This window comes from Streptomyces acidicola (assembly GCF_009377235.1).
GTDB lineage: Bacteria > Actinomycetota > Actinomycetes > Streptomycetales > Streptomycetaceae > Streptomyces > Streptomyces acidicola.
Genome location: NZ_VMNX01000096.1, coordinates 1 through 23275 on the forward strand (window position 1 = coordinate 1; position 23275 = coordinate 23275).

Here is a 23275-nt window from a genome sequence, read left to right on the forward strand (position 1 = left end):
TGTCTGGTGGGCTCGGTGAAGACCAACATCGGTCACCTGGAGCTGGCGGCGGGAGTCGCCGGGGTGATCAAGGTGCTGCTGCAACTGCGGCACCGCACGCTGGTGAAGTCGCTGCACTGCGAGAACGTCAATCCGTACATCGATCTGGAGGGCAGCCCGTTCCGGCTGGTGCGGGAGCGGCAGCCGTGGCCCGCGCCGCGGGACGGTGAGGGCCGGGAGCTCCCGCGCCGGGCCGGTGTCAGCTCGTTCGGCTTCGGCGGGGTGGGCGCCCATGTGGTGCTGGAGGAGTACGTACCGCCCGTCGAGGTCCCGGCTCCCGCACCCGGCCCCGTGGCCATCGTGCTGTCGGCGCCGGAACCGGAGACGCTGCGCGCCCGGGCCCGGCAACTGGCCGACTGGATCGACGAGGGCAGGCTCACCGACGCCGAACTGCCCGGGCTCGCCCACACCCTCCAGGTCGGCCGGGTCGCCATGGACGAACGGCTCGCCTTCCTCACCCACACCCCGGCCGATCTGCGCGAGCGGCTCGGCGCGTTCCTCGACGGAGGCAAGGCGCAGGGCGTGCACACCGGGCGCGCCCAGCGCCAGGCCCCGTGGAGCGAGCTCGCCGAGGACGACGACATCGCCGCCGCCATCGACCGCTGGATGGCCAAGGGCAAGCTCGGCCGCCTGCTGAAGCTCTGGGTCACGGGCTTCGACGTCGACTGGCGGCGGCTGTACGGGGACACCGCGCCGAGGCGGATGCCGCTGCCGGTCTATCCGTTCCAGCTGCGGCGCTACTGGATCGCCGACGGCACGAACGACGCGCTGCCCGCCCCGACACCGCCCCGCGTCGCGGCGCCGCTCCCTGCCCCGTCGCCGCTCCCCACCTCGGCGCCGCCGCCCGCCCCGGCACCCCACCGCAGCCATCTGCACGGGGACGAGTTCTACCTGCGTGACCACCGTGTACGTGGGGTGCCGACTCTGCCCGGCACGGCGTACCTGGAGTTCGTACGGGAAGCGGTCGCCGCCGCCCTGCCCACCGCCGGCGCCACGGGCGTTGACCTGCACGACGTGACCTGGCTGCGCCCCCTGGAAGTGGCGGCGTCGTGCACCCTCGACGTCGAGGTGGACCCGGCCGGGCACACGTTCCAGGTCCACGCCGACCACGACGGGGAGCGTGTGCTGCACGCACAGGGCACCGCGCGGACTGCTCCCGCCCTGTCGCCGTCCATGGGCGACCGCCACGACATCGACGCGCTGCGTGCGAGCTGCGCGGCCCGGCGCGAGGGTGCCGAGGTCTACGGCCTCTTCGCCCGCATGGGCATGGGGTACGGCCCCGCGTTCCAGGCCGTGGAGACGCTGTACCACGGCGAGGACCTGGCGCTGGCGCGGCTGCGCCTCCCCGGGACGGCGGCCTCGCCGATGACGCTCAACCCGGCCATGCTCGACGCCGCCCTCCAGACCACCCTGGGGCTGGTGCTCGCCGGCACCGACGGCGATCCGGCCGAGGCGGCCCTGCCGTTCACGGTGCGCGAGGTGCGGGTGCTGTCAGCCACCCCCACGGAGGGCTGGGCAGTCGTACGACGTACCGAAGGCGACCGGCACGACGCCGGTGTGCTCCGTGCGGACGTGGACCTCTGCGATGCGCGCGGCAACGTCTGCGTACGTCTGCTGGGCTTCGGCATGCGCCGTACCCGGCACGGCTCGGGGGCGCCCACAGCCGTGGGAACTGTGGGAACCGTGGGGACCACGGTCCCGCCCGCGCTGCTGATCCAGCCGGACTGGAGGGAGCGCCCGGCACCCGGGCACCCCGGTGGCCGAGCGGCGGTGAAGCGGCATGTGGTGGTGTACGAGCTGCCCGAGGTGGACGCGGTGGCGCTGGGCGCGGAGCTGGACGGCACCTGCGAAAGCCGGCAGGCCCGCGGAGAGATCGACACGCGCTACACCGAGTACGCCGAGCGCCTGCTCACGCTGGTGCGCGAGGCGGCCACCGACGGGGCACACGCGCCGGGCATCATCCAGGTCGTCACCCCCGCGCACACACCCTGGCTGGGCGGCCTGAGCGGCATGCTGCGCACGGCGCGCATGGAGCACCCCAGGCTGGTGACGCAGTGGATCGAACTCGACGACACACCGTCGACGGCGGAGCTGGCCGCACGACTGCGTGCCGAGGGAGCCGAAGCGCCCGAGGAAGCCGTGCGCTACCGGGCAGGGCGCCGGGAAGTGTCCCACTGGCGCGAGGTTCAGGCGCCCGTCCCGGCGCTGCCCTGGCGCGACGGCGGGATCTACCTGCTGACCGGCGGCGCGGGCGGGCTCGGCGCCCTGTTCGCGGAGGACATCGCCCGGAGGGTCCAGTCACCCGCACTGGTCCTGTGCGGCCGGAGCCCGGCCGGGCCGGAGCAGGAGGAACTGCTCACCCGGCTGCGTGCCCTCGGGGCCAAGGCCGACTACCGCGTGCTGGACGTCGCCGACCGAGCCCAGGTGTTCCGGGCCGTCCGCGACATCGAAACCGAGTACGGGGGGCTGCACGGCATCGTGCACGCGGCGGGGGTGCTGCGTGACGGCTTCGTCGCCAGGAAGAGCCCGGCCGATCTGCGGGCGGTGCTCGCGGCCAAGGTCAGCGGGGTGTGCCACCTCGACGAGGCGAGCGCGTCGTCGCGCCTCGACTGCTTCATCGGTTTCTCGTCGATGGCCGCGTTCGGCAACCTCGGACAGGCCGACTACGCCGCGGCCAACGCCTTCATGGACGGCTACGCCGCGCATCGCGAAAAGCTGGTCCGCCGGGGCAGCCGCTTCGGACGCACCGTGATGGTCAACTGGCCGCTGTGGGAGAAGGGCGGTATGGGCGCCCGTTCGTCGACCCTGGACCTCCTGGAGTCGGTGGGCATGCGGCCCATGCGGGCATCCGTGGGCATCGACGCACTGAACCGCGTCTGGGCGACCCGACTGCCGAACGTCATCGCCCTGGACGGCGACCACACACGGATGCGGGACCGGTTCCTCCCGATCCCGGACGCGACCCTGGATACGGCCTCCGTCCCGGCTCCGGCCCTGGACGCGACCCCGACCCCGACCCCGGAACCGGCAGCAGAACCGGACCGCCCCGAGGCGTCCGAGCAGCCCGTGGCACCAATGTCGTCCACCGCGTCGTCCACCGCGTCGTCCACCGCGTCATCCACAGTGGGCCGGACCATCGCGGAACTCATGGCGACACTGCTGGAGCTGGACGCCGCGACCATGCGCCCGGACACACCGCTGCGCGACTACGGCTTCGACTCGATCTACATGATGCAGTTCCTCACCCAGGCCCAGACCCACATCGACGCCGCCCTCACCCTCGACCTCATCGCCGACTGCGAGACGCTGGAGGACGTCGTCCAAGCGATCACCGGCACGGCGTCACCGCAGGCCGGACCGGCACAGGAACCGCCCGCGCACCACACGGAACCCCTCCCGGCACCATCGGTGCCGGCGGCGCCGGAACCGGTGTCTCCGGACACGTTCCCCGAGATCGTCCGCATGAACGGGGTCACCGAAGGCAGGCCCGTGTTCTGGGTCCACCACGGCAACGGCGGGGTGGAGTCGTACGCTCCGCTGGCCGGGCGCTGCCGGCGCCCCTTCTACGGCATCCGGCCGAAGGGCTGGATCGACTCCACCGACATCCTCACCGGCCAGGAGGCGATGGCCGAGTACTACGCGACCCTCATCCTGGCCGTACAGCCCGAAGGCCCGTACGACATCGGCGGCTTCTCCCTGGGCGGGCTCTTCGCCTACGAGGTGGTGCGGCAGTTGCAGAAGCGCGGGGCGGAGGTCAGCACGCTGGTGATGCTGGACACGCTGGACGCCGAATCGACCAACAAGGCCAACGCCCTGATCGTGGGCGGTGACTTCGCCCCGGAGGTCGTGGCCAAGGTCAGCGCCTTCCGCGCGGTCAACCTGATCCTGGGGAACAACCGCTTCGACTCGCACGGCGGGGCCACCCCGATCCTGGGCCGCGACGAGGTGGACACCACCCTGGACAGCGCGGCGTTCCTCGACTCCCTGATCGAGGCCGCCCTCGCCCGCGGCGTCACCAAGACCGAGGCACAACTGAGGGCGCGTGTCGGGCAGTTGGCCCGGTACTTCGAGGCCATGCAGGGAGAGACGTACACCGTGCGGCCGCTTCCCCGGCCCGACCGACTGCGCTGCTACTACCTGCGCAACCGCAGCGGCAGTTTCTTCGGCGCGTTCGAGGAGCACATGGTGCTCTTCCCCGACCCGGACCTCCCGACGGTGGACGGCATCACGTACTGGCAGGAGTGGGTGGACCACATCGACGACTTCTTCACCATCGATGTGGACACCTCGATGCACGCCGAGGTCATGACGGCCCAGGACTCCCTGGACAAGCTGATGCGCCTGTGCGACCGGCTGTACGCCCCCGAGGACCTGCCGGACCTGCCGGACCTGCCCGTGCCGACAGCCTCCGCGCGGAAGGGCAGCTGACATGAGGGCGGTGATCTTCCCAGGTCAGGGAGCCCAAGGGCGCGGCATGGGACGCGAGTTGTTCGACGCACACCCCGAACTGGTCGAGGAGGCGTCCAATGTGCTCGGCTACTCGGTCCGTGAGCTGTGCCTGGACGACCCGGAGGGGCGGCTGGGCCGCACCGAGTACACCCAGCCGGCGCTGTACGTGGTCGGGGCGCTCGCCCACCGGCGCCGCCGCGAGGAGGGCGGTGCCGAGCCGGACTTCCTCGCCGGTCACAGCCTGGGCGAGTTCTGCGCGCTGCACGCCGGGGGCGCGTTCGACTTCGCGACCGGTCTGCGCCTGGTCCAGCGGCGCGGCGCCCTGATGGCACAGGCACGCGGCGGCGGCATGGTGGCAGTGGTGGGGACAGGCCAGGAGAGTCTTCGCGCGCTGCTCGAAGACGGCGGTTTCGCCGGGGCGACCATCGCCAACGACAACACACCGGACCAGCAGGTCGTCTCCGGGGACACCGGCACCGTCGACGCGCTCGTGCCCCACCTGGAGTCCCGTGGCGTGCGCTGTGTGCGGCTGAACGTCTCCGGCGCCTTCCACTCGCCCCTGATGCGGCAGGCCCAGCAGGAATTCGCCCGCTCCATGGAGGGCTTCACCCTGCGCCCGCCCCGCATCCCCGTGATCGCCAACGCGACGGCCCGTCCGTATCCGGACGACGACCCCGCCCGGCTGCTCATCGAACAGATCGTCCGGCCCGTGCGCTGGACGGAGAGCGTGCGGTACCTGCTCGACCAGGGCGTCACCGAGTTCGTGGAACTCGGCGGCCGGGTGGTCGGCCGCCTGATCGAACGGATCCGTTCCGCGCCACGCCCGGCACCCGTCTCCCGCTCCCACTCCCGTACCCCGGCCACGGCGCTGGGCAGCGCGCTGTTCCGCCGGCGCCTCAAGGTGCGGTACGCGTACCTGGTGGGCGGCATGTACCGCGGCATCACCTCTCCCGAGATGGTCGTCCGGCTCGGCCGCGGCGGCATGCTGGGGTTCCTCGGCACCGGCGGCCTGTCACTCCCGGAGGTCGAACGCGGGGTGAAGGCCATCCAGCGCGACCTGGGCGAAGGACAGCCCTACGGCGTCAACGTACTGGCCGACCACGACGACCCCAGGGCCGAGCGCGGCCTCGTCGAGCTGCTGATGCGCCACGACGTGCGCGTCATCGAGGCTTCGGCGTTCACACGGATCTCCGAGGCGCTCGTCCTGTACCGGGCACGAGGGCTGCGCCGAGGCGCCGACGGCACACCGGTGTGCGACCACCGCATCGTCGCCAAGGTCTCCCGGCCGGAGGTCGCCCGCGCCTTCCTGGCACCCGCCCCCGAGCCGGTGCTGGACAGGCTCCGCCGGGCGAACGAGCTCACCGACGAGCAGGTGGAGCTCGCCCGGCAGGTTCCGGTGAGCCACGACCTCACCGTGGAGGCGGACTCCGGGGGACACACGGACGGCGGCGTCGCCACCGCGATGATGCCCGCGATGCAGGCCCTCCGGCGGCAGGCACAGGAGGAGCACGGCTACGCCGAACCGATCTGCCTGGGCCTCGCCGGAGGCCTGGGCACCCCGTCGGCGGTGGCCGCGGCGCTGATGCTGGGCGCCGACTACGTGCTCACCGGTTCCATCAACCAGTGCACGGTGGAATCCGCGATGAGCGACGTCGTCAAGGACATCCTCCAGGACGCCGACATCCACGACACGGCCTACGCCCCGGCAGGCGACATGTTCGAGATGGGCGCGAAGGTCCAAGTGCTCCGCAAGGGCGTCTTCTTCCCGACGCGGGCCAACAAGCTGTTCTCCCTGTACTCCCACCACGACGGTCTTGAGGAGCTACCGGCGAAGACACGCTCCCTCCTGGAACGGACGTACTTCCACCGGAGCCTGGACCAGGTCTGGGACGAGGTCCGCGAGTATCTCCGTTCGCAGGGGCGCGAGACGGACATCGCCCAGGCGGAATCCCATCCCAAACAGAAGATGGCCCTGGTCTTCCGCTGGTACTTCTTCCACACCACCCGGATCGCCCTGGAGGGCGACCCGCACGACAAGGTGAACTACCAGGTCCACACCGGCCCCGCGCTCGGCGCCTTCAACCACTGGGCCAGGGACACCGAATTCGCGTACTGGCGAAATCGCCACGTCGACCGGATCGGCCTGCGGCTGCTCGAAGACGCCGCGGACTGGATCGATTCCACGTATCGACGCTGGCAAGAGCCCGCAGCCTGAAGCCAGTCGAACCCCACCCCGAACCCCCACCCCGAACCCCTGTATTCCTGCATTTCCGTAATCCCGTGTTCGACGGCTCAACAGCCGTCTTCCGCGGTTGAGGAGAACGTGATGACCGTCCCGTCCATCCCGTCCGTCCCATCCATTCCGTCCAAGGGAACCGAAGTCCGGCTGGCCGCCCGCCCCGACGGGTGGCCGACCTTGGAGAACTTCTCCGTCGTACGGGCGGAAGTGCCCGCTGTCGGCGCCGGCCAGGTGCTGGTGCGCAACCTGGTCATGAGTGTCGACCCGTACATGCGCGGGCGGATGAACAACATGCGGTCCTACGTACCGCCGTTCGCCCTCGGAAAGGCGCTCGAAGGGGACGCGGTCGGCGAGGTGATCGCGTCGAAGTCGCCCGGACTCGCGGTCGGTGATCTCGTACTGCACCGCCTCGGCTGGCGGGAGTTCGCCGTGGTGGGGGCCGCCGGAGCGGTCAGGCTCGACCGCGGGCACGCGCCGCCCGCCGCGTACCTGGGCGTGCTCGGCATGACGGGGCACACCGCGTACGCGGGGCTCCTGCACGCCGCCCGGTTCTGTGCGGGCGACGTCGTGTTCGTCTCCGGGGCCGCCGGAGCGGTCGGCTCGCTGGCCGGCCAGGTGGCCAGGGTGCGGGGCGCCGCGAAAGTGGTCGGATCGGCCGGAAGCGCGGAGAAGGCGGCGTGGCTGACCGAGGAACTGGGCTTCGACGCGGCGTTCAACTACAAGGACGGACCGGTGCTGGAGCAGTTGGCGAAAGCCGCGCCGGAGGGCATCGACGTGTACTTCGACAACGTGGGCGGAGAGCACCTGGACGCCGCGCTGGTCATGGCCAGGATGGGGGCGCGCATCGTGCTGTGCGGTGCGATCTCGCAGTACAACGACACGGTCCCGGCGGCCGGCCCGCGGAATCTTCTCCAGGCCATCGGCAAGGGCATCACCCTGCGGGGCTTTCTCGTCGGGCAGTACGACGGCGTCAAGGACCAGTTCCTCACCGATATGAGCGGCTGGCTCACCGAGGGCCGGATCACCCACCGGGAAACCGTTGTGCGAGGGCTGGAGAACGCTCCGGCCGCCTTCATCGACATGATGCGGGGCGCGAATATCGGCAAAATGCTGGTCAATATCGCCGACTGAAGTATTTCCCGTTCCCGTTCCTTCCTGTTCCTTCTCGTTTCGTATTCCCTCTCCGACGCCAGGCGGCTAGCATTCCAAGTACCCTCTCTTCAACCCGCGTTGACAGCGCCGGGATGTTTCTGTTGTCGGGTTTCCCACGGCTTTGAGCGAGCGGCCGCGGCACCATGGCCGGCCGCCGAGTTCAGCCATCAAATCCAGCTGCCAAATCCAGCCATCGAGTCCAGTCACCGAATTCATTCATCGAATTCAGTGAACCAGAAAGAAAAGAGGACCTCGCATGTCCAGCCAGCACGCCATCGTCCCCGTCCCCGAAGAGGTCGGACTCCTCTACGACCGGCTCACCGCCATGGACACGGAGGAGGTCGGCGGCAGCCTTCACCTCGGCTACTGGGAGTCCGAGGACAGCGACATGCCGCTCACCGAGGCGGCAGACCTGCTCACCGACATGATGGCCGACCGTCTGCGGCTCACCGCCGGGGCGCGGGTGATCGACGTCGGCTGCGGACTGGGCCAGCCCGCCATGAGGATCGCCCAGCGCGCCGACGTGCAGGTGACCGGAGTCTCCATCAGCCGGGACCAGGTCGCCCGCGCCACCAAGCTCGCCGAGGTGCACGGGCTCTCCGACCGGGTGGAGTTCCAGCACGCCGACGCCATGCGGCTGCCCTTCGCCGACAACTCCTTCGACGCGGCTCTCGCCATCGAGTCGATCTTCCACATGCCCGACCGCGAACAGGTGTTCCGCGAGATCCAGCGGGTTCTGCGCCCCGGCGGCAGGCTCGTGCTCACCGACTTCTTCGAGCGCGCCCCGATCCCGGCCGACAAGAAGACCGCCGTGGACCGGTGCCTGCGGGACTTCATCATGACCCTCGCCGACCCCGACGACTACCTGCCCATGCTGCGCCGGGCCGGCCTGCGCTGCGTCGAGTTCCTCGACATCACCGAGCAGAGCGTGCGCCCGACCTTCGAGCGGATGGCCCAGGCCGGCAACGAGGATCTGGACCCCATCTTCGAGGAGGAGGCGGACAAGAAGTTCAGCCCCGCGGACATGGTCGACGTCGACGAGTTCGGCTCGCTCCTGCTGACCGCGCGCAAGCCGGCCTGAGCCCGCCACACCCACGCGACACCCGTACTGGGACCAGAGGGCCAGAGGGCCAGAGAACCAGAGGACCAGGAGCAGAACCACGTGACCGAACCCCACGACGAGGGCAGCAGCGCGCCCGCCTTCCCCGTCCCCCGCACATGCCCGTACCGACTGCCCGACGAATACGTCGGCCTCCGCGAGAGCGAACCGGTGTCGAAGGTGACCCTTCCCACCGGCCGCGAGGCGTGGATCCTGACCCGGTACGAGGACGTCCGCGCGGCGCTGAACGACCCGCGTCTCAGCTCCGACCGCGGCGATCCGGACTACCCGATGCTGGTCGAGATCGCCAAGAGCGACAAGGACTCCAACCTGTCCATCGCCGGCATGGACGCACCCGAGCACACCCGGGCGCGTGGTGCCGTGGTCGGCGAGTTCACGGTACGGCGCATGGAGGCCATGCGCCCGCGCATCCAGGCCATCGTGGACCAGTGCGTCGACGCGATGCTGGCGGGCCCCAAACCGGCGGACCTGGTGCGGGCGGTCTCCTTCCCGGTGCCGTCGCTGGTCATCTGCGAGTTGCTCGGTGTTCCGTACACCGACCACGCGTTCTTCGAGGACCGCACGTCGACCATGCTCAGCATGACCCTGCCGCCGCTGACCCGGCAGCGGGCGTTCAAGGAACTCCAGGCCTATCTGGACGAGTTGGTGACGAGCAAGGAGAAGGACCCCACCGACGATCTGCTGGGCCGGCAGATCGTCAAGGCCCGGAAGAAGGACGCGTACGACCGCGACGCCCTGGCCGACCTGGCGTTCCTGCTGCTGACCGCCGGCCACGACACGACCGGGAACATGATCTCGCTGGGCACCCTGGCCCTGCTGGAGCGGCCGGAGCTGCGGGCGAGGCTCCTCGACGATCCCGCCGGGACGCCGGACGTGGTCGAGGAACTGCTGCGGTACTTCACCATCACCGACATCATCACCGCACGGGTGGCGAAGGAGGACGTCGAGATCGGCGGCCGCACCATTCGGGCCGGTGAGGGCGTCTTCGCGCTCGGCGGCGCCGCGAACCGCGACCCGGCCGCGTTCGCGAACCCGGAGGAGATCGACGTCGAGCGCGGTGCCCGCCAGCACCTGGCGTTCGGGTACGGCCCGCACCAGTGCCTCGGGCAGAGTCTCGCCCGGATCGAGCTGGAGATCGTCTACACCACCCTCCTGCGTCGTATCCCAGACCTCCGCCTGGCCACGGAGGCCGACAGCCTCCCGCTCAAGAACGACGTGGCGATCTTCGGCCTGCGAGAGCTGCCGGTCACCTGGTAGCGAGGCACGCCGGGGTCCCACACACACCCCCGTGCAGCTCGGCTCGGGTGCACTTCCGGCGGCACCCGAGTCGAGCCCACGCAAGGTCGCGCGGACCGGCGGGGCGGGCACGATCGGACGGCGTATCCACGACGTATCCACGGCGCATCCATCGACGTCCCGGCCTTCGAACCCCCTGCCCAGGGCAGCAGTGGAGCCGTTCGTCACGTGCGCGGAGCACGCCTCTTGGTCTGATACGCTTTTCCAGCGAGATCGGCCCGCCGAACAGCCTCCCACCGGCCACTGGAAACCACCAGCCCGGCCACGGCAACAAGGCAGACCGAAAACCCGTTAGGGGCACGCAACACCGTGTGCGACACTGAATCAGCTGGTTCGCACACAACAGCAAGGTCCTGTGGAGCAGTTTGGAGTGCTCGCCACCCTGTCAAGGTGGAGGCCGCGGGTTCAAATCCCGTCAGGACCGCTGGAGTTTCGCAGGAAACTCCATGGCTGGGTAGCTCAGTTGGTACGAGCGTCCGCCTGAAAAGCGGAAGGTCGCCGGTTCGACCCCGGCCCCAGCCACCGCACGAAGGCCCCGTTCATCTGGACGGGGTCTTTGCTGTGCTCCTCGCGCGCTGTGGAGTGCTCCAGCTCTGACCTGCGGGTTCGCGGTCGGTTTGCTTTGAGGGGTGCAGGGTGCGTAGGGTGGCAGATCGTTTGAATCCCATTTGCCCGGCGCCAAAATGACGCGCCGCGTGTGGCGCGTACTCTCCCTTGCCGTGGCCGGACCGCATTGAGGCGGTCGATTGCGACTTCACGGAGTTTGGGCGCGTGCCGAGAACTCCGGAAGGTTTGCATTTCGCATGTCCGTTGCCAGTACTGATCACGTCGTCCTGCCCGAGGGTGAGGACGAGACCACCGCTCCCGAGGTCACTTTCGCCGATCTGGGGCTGCCCGAGGCCGTCGTCCGTAAGCTCGCGCAGAACGGGGTGACCGTCCCGTTCCCGATCCAGGCCGCGACCATCCCGGACGCGCTGGCGGGCAAGGACATCCTCGGCCGCGGACGCACCGGCTCCGGCAAGACCCTCTCCTTCGGTCTGCCGACGCTGGCCACGCTGGCCGGCGGCCACACCGAGAAGAGGAAGCCCCGGGCCGTCATCCTCACCCCCACCCGTGAGCTCGCCATGCAGGTCGCGGACGCGCTGCAGCCGTACGGCGACGTGCTGGGCCTGAAGATGAAGGTCGTCTGCGGCGGTACGTCGATGGGGAACCAGATCTACGCGCTGGAGCGCGGGGTCGACATCCTCGTCGCCACCCCCGGGCGTCTGCGCGACATCATCAACCGCGGCGCCTGCTCCCTTGAGAACGTGCAGATCGCCGTACTCGACGAGGCCGACCAGATGTCCGACCTGGGCTTCCTGCCCGAGGTCACCGAGCTGCTCGACCAGGTCCCGGCCGGCGGCCAGCGCATGCTCTTCTCTGCGACCATGGAGAACGAGATCGCCACGCTCGTCCAGCGCTACCTCAACAACCCGGTCAGCCACGAGGTGGACGCGGCGCAGGGCGCGGTGACGACCATGTCGCACCACATCCTGATCGTGAAGCCCAAGGACAAGGCTCCGGTCACCGCCGCGATCGCCTCGCGCAAGGGCCGGACGATCATCTTCGTGCGGACCCAGCTGGGCGCCGACCGTGTCGCCGAGCAGCTGCGGGACGCCGGGGTAAAGTCCGACGCCCTGCACGGCGGCATGACCCAGGGCGCGCGGACCCGGACGCTGGCCGACTTCAAGGACGGCTATGTGAACGTGCTGGTCGCGACCGATGTCGCGGCGCGCGGCATCCACGTGGACGGCATCGACCTGGTGCTGAACGTCGACCCCGCGGGTGACCACAAGGACTACCTGCACCGGGCCGGCCGTACGGCGCGTGCCGGGCGTACGGGCACCGTGGTGTCCCTCTCCCTTCCGCACCAGCGCCGCCAGATCTTCCGGCTGATGGAGGACGCGGGCGTCGACGCCGGGCGTCACATCATCCAGGGCGGCGCGGCCTTCGACCCGGAGGTCGCCGAGATCACCGGCGCCCGGTCGATGACCGAGGTCCAGGCCGAGTCCGCCGGTAACGCCGCCCAGCAGGCCGAGCGTGAAGTCGCTCACCTCACCAAGCAGTTGGAGCGCGCCACGCGCCGCGCGACCGAACTGCGCGAGGAGGCCGACCGGCTGGTCGTCCGGGTCGCCCGAGAGCGGGGCGAGGACCCGGCCCAGGCACTCGCTGGGGCGGTGGCCGAGACGGCGGAAGCAGGGACGGCTCCTGTTGTGGCCGAGGGCGCCGAGGCCCCGGAGAAGGGCGAGGTCTCCCTGCCGGCGCAGCCCGCGGCCCAGGACGTGGAGCGGATTGAGAGGACCGAGCGTTCCGAGCGGACTTCTGCCTCGTACGAGCGTCCCTCGTACGAGCGGCGTGAGCGCCGGGACGACCGCCGGGATGACCGTCGGGACGACCGGGGTGAGCGCGGCGAGCGTGGCGGGTTCGGCCGTGACCGCGACCGTGATCGGGACCGGGATCGTGGCTTCGACCGTGGTGGGCGTTCCTTCGAGCGCCGGGACGGCGAGCGCGGCGGGTTCCGTCGGGACGACCGGCGCGACGACCGGGGCGGGTTCCAGCGGGACCGGGACAGGGACCGTGACCGCGACCGTGGTGGGCGTTCCTTCGAGCGGCGCGACGACCGGGGCGGGTTCCAGCGGGACAACCGTGACCGTGACCGTGGCTTCCGCCGGGACGACCGTGGCGGCCGTGGCGATGAGCGCGGTGGCCGTGGCTTCGAGCGCCGGGACGGCGAGCGGGGCGGGTTCCGTCGGGACGGCGAGCGTGGCTTCGACCGCGGTGGGCGTTCCTTCGACCGGCGTGACGACCGCAGCGGCCACCGTGGCAGCGACCGGCCGTTCAACCGCGACCGCCAGGGCGACCGCCCCTCGGGCGGCTTCCGCTCCGGCAGCCACGACCGCCCGAACGGCCGCCGTGACGACCACCGGGGTTCCGGCTCCGGCTCCGGCTCCTTCAACCGCCGCGAGGACAAGCCGCGCTGGAAGCGCAACGGCTGACGTCGATCAGTAGTTGGCGTCAGTCAGTAGTTGACGTCGAACAGTAGTGGGCAGAGCGCCGTGACCCCCCGTTCCGGGAGGGGCACGGCGCTCTGTCGTTCGGAGTTGGCTGTCCGCTACTTGCTGTTCGCTCTCGTTGAGGCTGCCACTTTCCGTGACCTGTGACGCATGTCACGACCCCGGCGGGGGAATCGCTGGGGTCATGACAGATGACGCCATGGCGCATGGGCTGTCTGACGAAGAGCGGCTGGCCCAGCTCGGATACACCCAGGTTCTCGCCCGCCGCATGTCGGCGTTCTCCAACTACGCGGTCTCCTTCACGATCATCTCGGTCCTGTCGGGCTGTCTGACGCTGTACCTGTTCGGCATGAACACGGGCGGTCCCGCGGTGATCACCTGGGGCTGGATCGTGGTCGGCCTGATGACGCTCTTCGTGGGCCTGTCGATGGCCGAGATCTGCTCGGCCTATCCGACGTCGGCGGGCCTGTACTTCTGGGCGCACCGGCTGGCGCCGGAGAGGGGCGCCGCGGCCTGGGCGTGGTTCACGGGCTGGTTCAACGTCCTGGGCCAGGTGGCCGTGACGGCCGGTATCGACTTCGGGGCCGCGTCCTTCCTGGGCGCGTACCTGAACCTGCAGTTCGGCTTCGAGGTGACGCCCGGCCGGACCATCCTGCTCTTCGCCGGGATCCTGCTGCTCCACGGTCTGCTGAACACCTTCGGGGTCCGGATCGTCGCTCTGCTCAACAGCGTGAGCGTGTGGTGGCACGTGCTGGGCGTGGCGGTGATTGTGGGCGCGCTGACCTTCGTACCGGACGAGCACCAGTCCGCGTCCTTCGTGTTCGGTGAGTTCGTGAACAACACGGGCTGGGGGAGCGGGGTGTACGTGGTGCTGCTGGGGCTGCTGATGGCCCAGTACACCTTCACCGGATACGACGCCTCCGCCCACATGACCGAGGAGACGCACGACGCGTCGACGGCGGGCCCGAAGGGGATCGTGCGGTCGATCTGGACCTCGTGGATCGCGGGCTTCGTGCTGCTCCTGGGCTTCACCTTCGCAATCCAGTCGTACGAGGGAGCGCTGAACTCTCCCACGGGTGCGCCGCCCGCGCAGATCCTGCTCGACGCGCTGGGGGCGACGGCGGGCAAGCTGCTGTTGCTGGTGGTGATCGGGGCACAGCTGTTCTGCGGGATGGCGTCGGTGACGGCCAACAGCCGGATGATCTACGCCTTCTCGCGCGACGGTGCGCTGCCCTTCTCGCACGTGTGGCACACGGTCAGCCCGCGCACACGCACGCCGGTGGCGGCGGTGTGGCTGGCGGCGATCGGGGCGCTGGTCCTGGGCCTGCCGTACCTGATCAATGTCACGGCGTACGCGGCGGTGACGTCCATCGCCGTCATCGGCCTCTACATCGCGTACGTCATCCCGACGCTGCTGCGGCTGCGCAAGGGGGACGGCTTCGAGCGGGGGCCGTGGCATCTGGGCCGGTGGTCGCGTGTGGTGGGTGTGGTGTCAGTGACGTGGGTGGGGATCATCACGGTTCTCTTCATGCTGCCCCAGGTCTCACCGGTCACCTGGGAGACGTTCAACTACGCTCCGGTCGCCGTACTGGTGGTGCTCGGTTTCGCGGCGACCTGGTGGCAGGTGTCGGCCCGCCACTGGTTCCTGAACCCGCACCACGAGCGCACGATCGCCCGCGAGACGGCACGGAAGGGGGCGCCGGAGCCGGTGGATCCGTAGGGCGGTTGGTGCGCTCGGCTGCGTCGGGCTGCGTGGGAGTGCGTAGGGGTACATCGGGGTGCGTCCGACCGGCCGGTAGTGGGAGGGGGCGCGTTGGTGGGGCGGTGCGCCCCTCCGGCGGCCGTTTCCGGCGGTATGCCGCCCGCCTCGCGTCCTTCTTCCGTCCGTTCTGTTCTCCGGCGGGCCTTTTTGCGGGCCTTTCGACGCGGCCGGGTCGCCGATACCCGATCGGAGTCCCGGCCGCGTCGGGCTATGCTCGGGGAGGCAACATCGCGCAACACCGCCTGGGCCGTTAGCTCAATTGGCAGAGCAGTGGACTTTTAATCCATTGGTTGTGGGTTCGAGTCCCACACGGCCTACAGGTGCAGGGAAGGGGAAACCCCTCCGACCTGCCACGCAGCGCTCGGATCGGCTTCGGTCGGCTCGGGCGCTGTCGCGTTTTCCGGCCCGTGCGCGGGCGACGCGTGAGCGGACGTACCCGTGGCCCGCAGATCGGCTGCGGCTGGGTCGGACGGCTTGGTTGCCGATTCCGTAGACTGTCTGCATTTCTATGGTTGGTCGCATGTGTCCGTTCCCTCATGCTCCCTCGCGTTCCCTTACGTCAGATACGTCAGATACGTCAGATCCCCACAGGGGAAGGTCTCCCGCAGCATGACCCCACCGCTGTACCAGGCAGTGCCGCTGTATCAGGCAGTACCGCTGTACCAAGCAGTCAACGTGCTCGACGCCCAGTCACTGCTGGCCGCATTCGGCGTGCTGGGCGTCGGCGTGGTGATGTTCGCCGAAACGGGACTGTTGATCGGCTTCTTCCTGCCGGGTGACTCCCTGTTGTTCACGGCGGGTCTGCTGTGCACGGGTGCCGCCGACCGGCCGGTGAAACTGTCGCTGGCGCCGCTGCTGGTCGCGGCGGCCGTCGGTGCGCTGGCCGGGGCGCAGTGCGGATATCTGATCGGCCGGAAGGCGGGTGGAGCGCTGCTCGCCCGCAGCAGTTCGCAGCGTTTGCACGAAGGGGCGAAGCGCGCCGAGGAGCTGCTGCAGCGGTACGGCTACGCCAAGGCGGTCGTCCTGGCCCGGTTCGTACCCGTGGTGCGGACGGTGCTGAACCCGATGGCGGGCGCGCTGGACGTTCCCGTGCGGACGTTCACGTTGTGGCAGGTGGTCGGCGGCCTGGTATGGAGTGTCGGCCTCACGCTCGCGGGGTACGGGCTGGGCTCCTCGATCCCGAACGTCGATCGCTACCTTCTGCCGCTGGTCGCGTTGATCATTGGCGTGTCCCTGGTCCCCCTTCTCTCCGAGGTGCTGCGTGCCCGCCGGAGCGCCGACGCGCGGGGAGGGGACAAGTGATCCTGCGGGCGGCACGCCGGTGGCTGCCCGCATCGTCCATCGCACGTACGATCACGACCGGTGGGCCGGTGGAGGATCATGCGCCCCAAAATCCTGGTTGTTGAGGACGATCCCGCTCTGCGGGACGTGCTGCGCCGGGGCCTGTGCGACGAGGACTTCGAGCCCGTCCTGGCCGCCGACGGCGCGTCCGCCCTGCGGCTGGCCACCGCCGACATCGCGGCGGCCGTCCTGGACGTCGGCCTGCCCGACGCGGACGGACGGGACGTGTGCCAGGCGATGCGGGCCAACGGCTTCTTCGCCCCCGTGCTCTTCCTGACCGCCCGGCATCAGCTCACCGACCGCCTGTCCGGCTTCTCCGCCGGCGGCGACGACTACCTGCCCAAGCCCTTCCATCTCGCCGAACTCGCCGCCAGGTTGCGTGCCGCGCTCAGGCGGGTCGCCCCCCGCTCCACCGCCACAACCGGTGATCTGGTCCTGGACGGGGTGGATTACAGCGTGACCGTCGACGGCGGACAGGTGGTGGCCCTCTCCCCGACGGAGTTCCGGCTGCTGGCCACGCTCGTCGCCGCGGACGGGACGCTCGTGCGCCGCCGCGAGCTGGTGCGGGCGGGCTGGCCGGAGGGCGCGCAGGTCAGCGACAACACCCTGGACCAGTACCTGAGCCGGCTGCGCCGCAAGCTGCGTGGGGCGGGCAGCGGCCTGACGATCGGTACGGCGCGGGGGATCGGGCACCGTCTGTCATGAACCGCGCCGTCCCTGCCGTCCGTGCCTCCCGTCCATCCCCTCCCTCCCGTCCCTCCCGGACCTTCAGCGCCGTCCGTGCCTTCCGTCGCCTTGTGCCGCGCACCCTGCGCGGCCGCCTCGCTCTCGTCGCGCTGACCACCGCCGCCCTGCTGATGACGATCCTGACCGTGGTGTTCAACGCCGTGATGGACCGGCACCTGCAGCACCAGGCGGACGGCGAACTGCGCAGCCGGGCGGCAGCCGTTGCCACGACCATCGACACCAGCGGCCCCCGGGTACGAGTCCTGGAAACCGTCAACGACCGGCTCCTCGACGCGAACGTGTGGATCTACGCTGGAAACCGCCTGCTGGAGAAGCCGCCGGGCGCCACGCCCGACAGCACACTCACCCAGGCCGCCGACAGGCTGACCAGGCAGCCGAAGCCTGCCTGTACGACCGTCCATGCCCACGGCCACCAGCCCGTCCGGCTGTGCTCCCACGCCGTCGACGGCCGCCGTGCCACCGCCACCGTCGTCACTGCCCTGGACCTCACTCCGTACCGCAGTTCGGCCGACACTCTGCTGCTGGGGTCGCTCATCCTGGACGGCGTGATGCTCGGCTGCACCTACGTACTCACCCGGCTGTCCGTCGGCCGGGCACTGCGCCCGGTGCGGACGATGACCGACCAGGCCACCCAGTGGAGCGCCGTGGGCTCCGACGAGCGCTTCGGCACGGAGGACCGTCCGGTCGAACTCGCCCGTCTGGGTGCCTCGATGGACGAGCTCCTGGACCGCATACGCACCGTACTGCGCCACGAACAGCAGCTGACGGGAGAGCTGTCCCACGAACTGCGCACGCCGCTCACCCGGATCATCATGGAACTCGACTGGTGGCGGGCCCGCCCCCGCACGGACGCCGAGACCCGCGCCGGCCAAGAGGTGATCGCCGAGGCCGCCCAGTCCATGCGCACCATCTGCGACACACTCCTGAACGACGCCCGTGACAACGCGCTGAACCGGGAGACGGCCCCCGGAACAACCGACGTCCTGCCCGTCCTGGACCGTCTGCTCCAGCACCTCGACACACCGGTTCAGGTGAAGATCGTCGTAGAGGCCGGAGGGGCCGAAGGGGCCAGAGGGGCCGTAGAGGCCGTGGAGACGGCGGCTCCGGTGCTGGAGGCCGGGGTCGCGCCCGCTCTCCTCGAACGCATCCTCAGCCCGCTGCTCGCCAACGCCGTCCGCTATGCCCGCTCCCGTGTGACCGTGTCCGCACGGCGCATCCCTGGCGCGGTGCGCATCGACGTCGTCGACGACGGCCCGGGTGTGCCGGACGCGTTCGTTCGCGAGCTGTTCCAGCCCGGCCGGCGTGCCGACTCGGGCGACGGGCACGACGGCGCGGGCCTGGGGCTGCCGCTCGCGCGACGCCTGGCCCGCACCGTCGGCGGTGAGGTGTCCTACGACCCCGGGCACTCGCCCGGAGCCAGGTTCACGGTCAGCCTGCCTGCCGGGTGACCGGCTCCAGCTCCACCTTTGCCGGTACGGCGGTCCGGCGCTCCCGCACATGGGCGTAGGCCATCAGACCGAACAGAACAGCCAGCAGGACGGCGGACGAGCCCACGGTGCCGAGATCCAGGCCGCCCTTGGCGACCGGCTTGGTGAGGAAGTCGCCCGCGGTGGCGCCCAGCGGGCGGGTGAGGACGAAGGCGATCCAGAACAGCAGCACGTTCGGCACCGCGCGCACCTTCATGAGGGCCACGAGCACGGCGAGCACACCGATCACGAGCAGCGCACCACCGGCGTAGCCGAGGCCGGAGCTGTCGGACAGGAAGTCGCCCATCGAGGTGCCGAGGGTGTTCGACACGAGGATCGCCGACCAGAACAGGGCCTCGCCCCTGAAGGTGACGATGTCGCGGATCTGGAAGGTCATCCCGCTCAGCTTCCAGGCGAGGAAGATCGCCAGGAGGATCGAGATCAGGATCGCCGCTCCGACCGGGTAGCCCAGTCCGAGGCCCTGCGGGCCCCAGCCCAGCTTGGTCGCGCCGCCCGCGAGGTACTTGGCGCTGGCGTCGCGGTTCATGAAGTCGGACATCGTGGTGCCGGCCATGCTGGTCGACAGGATCACGGTCCAGTAGAAGAACGGGTTGTAGCGCCTGGACCGCAGCTGGACCACCAGCGTCACCACGAAGATCAGGAACAGCGCGACCGTGGTGAGGAAGTAGCCCAGCTTCAGGGTCTGGGCGAAGAGGTCGCCCGCTGTCTCACCCAGTGTCGTCGCTGCGATCTTCATGATCCAGAAGGCCAGCGTGACCTCGGGCAGCTTCTTCATCACGGACTTGCTCGTGCTCGACATCTTCGACGTGTTCGACGTGTTCGACGTGTCCGACTTGCTCGATACGTCGAGGCCGGTGAGGACCTGTGATTTCTCCACCTCAACTTCTCCTGTCCGGTCGTCCGGTCGTACAACAGGGCGCTCGCCCCCGGAATCGCGACGAACGCCCTGTGAAAATGAGCCGACCACTGACGGCGGCCGATGCCATCGACCGTGACACAGAGAGCCTGACCGCATCCTGAACGCGGGCCGGCCGGTGGGCCGGCCGACGGGTCAGTCGGCAGGTCAGCCGGTAGGTCAGCCGGTAGGTCAGCCGGTAGGTCGGGCCGCATGCCGGGCGGCCCGCCCCGGTTCGGCGACGTCCCTTTCGCTGACGTTGCTGACGTCCTTGCGGGTCACGCCCAGGTACACGACCAGACCGAGGATGACCGCCAGGAACAGCGCGCTGGTGATCACGGTGCCCAGGCCCAGGCCGCCGTCGCCGGTCGGCTGTGAGAGGTAGTCGCCGATCGAGGCGCCGAGCGGCCGGGTGAGGACGTACGCGATCCAGAAGCTCCATACCGCGTTCAGACCGAGTGCGAAGTGGGCGACGGCGACCGCGGCGATGGCCAGGGCGAACAGCACGGCGGACAGCCAGTAGCCGAGGTTCATGCGCTCGGAGACCAGGTCACCGGCAGCGGTGCCCAGGGCGAAGGTGAACAGGACGGAGAGCCAGTAGAAGGATTCGCGGCCGGTGGTGTCGATGTGGTGGATGGACAGGGTCCGCTCCCGGCGGTACCAGACGACGAACACGACCGCGAGGACGATCGCGAACACCGTGGTGCTCGTCTCCAGCGGCACGCCCAGGTTGTCGGTGAGGTTGTCGCTGATCAGGGTGCCGACGACGCTGATCAGGGCCACGGCGAGCCAGTACACGCCCGCCCGGTAAGTCCGCGTACGGAACTGCGCCACCAGCACCACGGCCAGCAGCGCGCTCATCAGCACCGACACACCGGTCAGGCCGAGGCCCGCCTTCTCGTTCAGCAGGTCGGCCGCGGTCTCCCCGACCGTCGTGCACAGCACCTTGATGATCCAGAAGTAGACCGTGACCTCGGGCACCTTGTTCCAGCGCAGCCGGTGCCGCTCGCGAACGGCAGGGCCGTCGGCCGAGGGGGCCGCGGATATCTCAGACGTTTCGTTGGTCTCAGACGTTTCATTGGTCATGGCAAGCGACCGTGTCACCGGACACCTGAATGCATCCTGACTGCCGCGCGGCATCGCGCGTACGACTCTTCGCGTACGAGCAGCATGGCCACCATGAACAGCTTCTACATGCTCCCGAACAGCTACGTGCTCGTTCGCATACAGGCGTTCCTTCCCGCTCCCGCTCCCGCTCCTGCTCCTGGTACGGAAGAAGGCCGCCTTGAACCCCCGAGCTTGTGCCCAACCGCCGACTGAGCCTGAGCCTGAGTCGACTCAGCCTGAGCCGACTGAGCCTGAGCAGGCAAAGTCGACAACGAGTTGGCTGCGACGCCGACTCGGCCGCGCCGTGGTCCTGTCCTATGCAGCCGCCCTGTTCCTGCCGGGCCCCGGACTGTGGCTGAGCCGAACGCACTCTCTGCCACTGGGCGCGGCGGGCGCCCTGTCCTGGTCCACCGCACCGCTCCTGCTCTCCCTGGTGCTCTTCTCGGCCGGACTCCAGGTGCCCTTACGCGCGCTGGGCACCCTGCTGCGGCGCCCGATCGCCCTGTTGGCCGGGCTCGTTCTGCACCTGGTGATCCCGCTGCTGGCCATCCCCGCCGTGGCGTTCTTGCTGCGCCGGACGCCCGACACAGACGGCGGCAGCGGCCTGGTCACCGCGATGATTCTGATCGTGGCGATGCCCGTTGCCGCCGGAGCCACCGTATGGACCGGCAAGGGCGACGGCGACCAGCCGACCATGGTGGGGCTCGTCCTCGCCTCCACCCTCCTCAGCCCACTCACCGTTCCCCTGGTCATCGGTGCCCTGGTGCCGTTGCTCAGCGGCGACTACGCGGACACCCTCAGCAGGGCCGAGCACACCATCCGCGGCGCGTTCACCTTCGTCGGCGTGGTCCTGCCGTGCGCGGCGGGAATTCTGTGCCGCCTGGTACTGCCCGCGCCGTGGCTGAGCCGAGTACTCCGCGCCGTCGTGCCGCTCGCCCTGGCCGGCTCACTCCTCCTGACCTACGTGAACGCCAGCGGCGCCCTCAGCTCCTTCCTGGCCCGTCCGCGCCCGCTGCTGCTGGCCGCCGCGCTGGCCGTGGCGCTCCTGGTCTGCCTGCTGTCCTTCGCGGTCGGCCGCGGCGCCGCACGCCTGCTGAGACTGGACGCCCCCGTGGCGTCGTCCCTCACTCTCGCCTGCGGCATGAACAACAGCAGCGCGGGCGCGGTCCTGATCACCACGACCCTGCCCGACAAACCACACCTTCTCCTGCCGGTCCTCGCCTACGGGTTGCTGCAGAAGACGGCGGCGAACCGAGTCGTACGCCGGAGGCCCAGGCGCACAGCCGCACCGGTTCCACCAACCTGCGCACCCTGATGAGGCTATGGCCCCGTGGGCCTGGTCGCGCGGACGACGGCGGAGCGCAGTTGCGCCTTGTATCGAGAAGCGTCAACATAGAGAAATGTCGAAACAAGAGCTTGAGGTGATGGACCAGGACGCCACGTGCTGCCCGGGTCTGGCTGCCGCGCCGCTGGACGACGAACGCGCCACGGAACTGGCGCGAGTCTTCAAGGCGATGGGCGATCCGGTGCGCCTGCGCCTGCTGTCGATGATCGCCTCACGGGAGGGCGGCGAGGTCTGCGTGTGCGAGATGACACCGGCCTTCGACCTGTCCCAGCCGACGATCTCCCACCACCTCAAGCTGCTGAGGCAGGCCGGCCTGATCGACTGCGAGCGCCGTGGGACCTGGGTGTACTACTGGGCGGTGCCCGGCGCCCTGGACACGCTCGCCGGGTTCCTTACGACGAAGCAGACCGACTTGGCGGCGAGGCGGACCACCGGGGCGACGAGGCAGACCGCCGGGCCGACGGCGCAGACCGCCGGGGCGACCCCGTGACGGTGTCCCTCGGCCGCCGCGTGGCCGCCGAGGCGGTGGGGACCGGGTTGCTGGTGACCGTGGTCGTGGGCTCCGGTATCCAGGCGACCGAGCTGTCCCGCGACGTCGGCGTGCAGTTGCTCGCCAACTCCCTGGCCACCGTCTTCGGCCTGGGCGTGCTGATCACGCTGCTCGGGCCGGTCTCCGGCGCGCACTTCAACCCGGCCGTCACTCTGGCCGCCTGGTTCACCGGCCGCCGTACCGGAGCCGGGCCGAGCCTGCGAGACGTCGCCGCGTACGTTCCTGCGCAGATCGCCGGGGCGATCGGCGGCGCGGTGCTGGCCGACGCCATGTTCGCCGAGCCGCTCGTGAGGTTCTCGACGCACGACCGCTCCGCCGGCCACCTGTGGCTGGGTGAGGTCGTTGCCACAGGTGGGCTGATCCTGCTCGTCCTCGGCCTGGAGCGCGTCGGCCGCGCCTCCCTGGCCCCGACAGCCGTGGCCTCCTACATCGGGGCCGCCTACTGGTTCACCTCCTCCACCTCCTTCGCGAATCCCGCCGTCACCATCGGCCGCACCTTCACCGACACCTTCGCCGGTATCGCCCCCGCCTCCGTCGCCCCGTTCATCGGGGCACAGCTCCTCGGCGCCGTGCTTGGGCTGGCTGCCGTGGCTGTCGTGTACGGAGGACCTCCCGCTCGCACGGCGGACGACCTCGTCGTCCCGTACGCCGAGCCCGAACCCGTCTCCTCCTGACTGCCCCTCCGCCTGCAAG

General features: G+C 69.9%; 15 protein-coding genes and 3 tRNA genes. 16 read left to right on the forward strand and 2 right to left on the reverse strand.

Features of this window, described 5'->3' with window-relative positions:
• Positions 1-6 precede the first annotated feature (6 nt).
• From FPZ41_RS23860 to FPZ41_RS23920, 13 genes are all read left to right on the forward strand, one after another.
• The gene (locus tag FPZ41_RS23860; RefSeq protein ID WP_322620645.1) at positions 7-4467 is read left to right on the forward strand and encodes an SDR family NAD(P)-dependent oxidoreductase; all 4461 of its coding nucleotides are present in this window, start codon (positions 7-9) and stop codon (positions 4465-4467) included.
• A gap of 1 nt (position 4468) precedes the next feature.
• Positions 4469-6703 carry an ACP S-malonyltransferase gene (gene fabD, locus FPZ41_RS23865; protein WP_152865778.1) on the forward strand — a complete coding sequence of 745 codons (2235 nt, stop codon included), beginning with the start codon at positions 4469-4471 and terminating at the stop codon, positions 6701-6703.
• A 111-nt stretch (positions 6704-6814) separates the two neighbouring features.
• A complete protein-coding gene (locus tag FPZ41_RS23870) occupies positions 6815-7858 on the forward strand; it encodes an NADP-dependent oxidoreductase (RefSeq protein ID WP_152865779.1) in 1044 nt (347 codons plus the stop codon).
• A gap of 277 nt (positions 7859-8135) precedes the next feature.
• Complete coding sequence (locus tag FPZ41_RS23875; protein ID WP_152865780.1) at positions 8136-8960, forward strand: methyltransferase domain-containing protein; 825 nt, start codon at positions 8136-8138, stop codon at positions 8958-8960.
• Between the two features lie 81 nt (positions 8961-9041).
• Positions 9042-10256: a cytochrome P450 gene (locus tag FPZ41_RS49935; protein ID WP_322620637.1), complete on the forward strand. Its 1215-nt coding sequence runs from the start codon at positions 9042-9044 to the stop codon at positions 10254-10256.
• 388 nt (positions 10257-10644) lie between these two features.
• Positions 10645-10719: transfer RNA gene (locus FPZ41_RS23885), tRNA-Asp, on the forward strand.
• Between the two features lie 24 nt (positions 10720-10743).
• Positions 10744-10817, forward strand: a tRNA-Phe gene (locus FPZ41_RS23890).
• A gap of 281 nt (positions 10818-11098) precedes the next feature.
• Complete coding sequence (locus FPZ41_RS23895; protein ID WP_152865782.1) at positions 11099-13330, forward strand: DEAD/DEAH box helicase; 2232 nt, start codon at positions 11099-11101, stop codon at positions 13328-13330.
• A 202-nt stretch (positions 13331-13532) separates the two neighbouring features.
• On the forward strand, positions 13533-15068 hold the full coding sequence (locus FPZ41_RS23900; RefSeq protein ID WP_152865783.1) for an amino acid permease: 1536 nt from the start codon (positions 13533-13535) through the stop codon (positions 15066-15068).
• A 286-nt stretch (positions 15069-15354) separates the two neighbouring features.
• Positions 15355-15427 (forward strand) — tRNA-Lys (locus FPZ41_RS23905).
• A gap of 292 nt (positions 15428-15719) precedes the next feature.
• Positions 15720-16412 carry a DedA family protein gene (locus FPZ41_RS23910; protein WP_152865784.1) on the forward strand — a complete coding sequence of 231 codons (693 nt, stop codon included), beginning with the start codon at positions 15720-15722 and terminating at the stop codon, positions 16410-16412.
• Positions 16413-16490: 78 nt separating this feature from the next.
• On the forward strand, positions 16491-17156 hold the full coding sequence (locus FPZ41_RS23915) for a response regulator transcription factor (protein WP_152865785.1): 666 nt from the start codon (positions 16491-16493) through the stop codon (positions 17154-17156).
• 92 nt (positions 17157-17248) lie between these two features.
• Positions 17249-18646: a sensor histidine kinase gene (locus tag FPZ41_RS23920; protein WP_322620638.1), complete on the forward strand. Its 1398-nt coding sequence runs from the start codon at positions 17249-17251 to the stop codon at positions 18644-18646.
• Here FPZ41_RS23920 and FPZ41_RS23925 read toward each other — a convergent pair.
• Both FPZ41_RS23925 and FPZ41_RS23930 read right to left on the reverse strand, forming a co-directional pair.
• Positions 18627-19562, reverse strand: a complete 936-nt coding sequence (locus tag FPZ41_RS23925) for a COG4705 family protein (protein WP_322620639.1) — start codon at positions 19560-19562, stop codon at positions 18627-18629. The genes FPZ41_RS23920 and FPZ41_RS23925 overlap by 20 nt on opposite strands.
• 210 nt (positions 19563-19772) lie before the next feature.
• Entirely contained in the window at positions 19773-20666 is an 894-nt protein-coding gene (locus FPZ41_RS23930; RefSeq protein WP_152865787.1) for a COG4705 family protein, read from the reverse strand.
• A 301-nt stretch (positions 20667-20967) separates the two neighbouring features.
• On the opposite strand from FPZ41_RS23930, the gene FPZ41_RS23935 reads away from it, so the two are divergent.
• From FPZ41_RS23935 to FPZ41_RS23945, 3 genes are all read left to right on the forward strand, one after another.
• Positions 20968-22002, forward strand: coding sequence for a bile acid:sodium symporter family protein (locus FPZ41_RS23935; RefSeq protein WP_407698808.1), 1035 nt, complete (start codon positions 20968-20970; stop codon positions 22000-22002).
• Between the two features lie 85 nt (positions 22003-22087).
• Positions 22088-22522 carry an ArsR/SmtB family transcription factor gene (locus FPZ41_RS23940; protein WP_152865789.1) on the forward strand — a complete coding sequence of 145 codons (435 nt, stop codon included), beginning with the start codon at positions 22088-22090 and terminating at the stop codon, positions 22520-22522.
• Positions 22519-23256 carry an aquaporin gene (locus FPZ41_RS23945; RefSeq protein ID WP_194236199.1) on the forward strand — a complete coding sequence of 246 codons (738 nt, stop codon included), beginning with the start codon at positions 22519-22521 and terminating at the stop codon, positions 23254-23256. Before FPZ41_RS23940 ends, FPZ41_RS23945 begins: the two co-directional genes overlap by 4 nt.
• Positions 23257-23275 lie beyond the last annotated feature (19 nt).

Coding starts and splice junctions, on each gene's coding strand:
- FPZ41_RS23900 (WP_152865783.1), top strand. CDS start 13,533: ATGACAGATGACGCCATGGCGCATGGGCTGTCTGACGAAGAGCGGCTG.
- fabD (WP_152865778.1), top strand. CDS start 4,469: ATGAGGGCGGTGATCTTCCCAGGTCAGGGAGCCCAAGGGCGCGGCATG.
- FPZ41_RS23910 (WP_152865784.1), top strand. CDS start 15,720: ATGACCCCACCGCTGTACCAGGCAGTGCCGCTGTATCAGGCAGTACCG.
- FPZ41_RS23870 (WP_152865779.1), top strand. CDS start 6,815: ATGACCGTCCCGTCCATCCCGTCCGTCCCATCCATTCCGTCCAAGGGA.
- FPZ41_RS23875 (WP_152865780.1), top strand. CDS start 8,136: ATGTCCAGCCAGCACGCCATCGTCCCCGTCCCCGAAGAGGTCGGACTC.
- FPZ41_RS23915 (WP_152865785.1), top strand. CDS start 16,491: ATGCGCCCCAAAATCCTGGTTGTTGAGGACGATCCCGCTCTGCGGGAC.
- FPZ41_RS23930 (WP_152865787.1), bottom strand. CDS start 20,666: ATGACCAATGAAACGTCTGAGACCAACGAAACGTCTGAGATATCCGCG.
- FPZ41_RS23940 (WP_152865789.1), top strand. CDS start 22,088: ATGTCGAAACAAGAGCTTGAGGTGATGGACCAGGACGCCACGTGCTGC.
- FPZ41_RS23895 (WP_152865782.1), top strand. CDS start 11,099: ATGTCCGTTGCCAGTACTGATCACGTCGTCCTGCCCGAGGGTGAGGAC.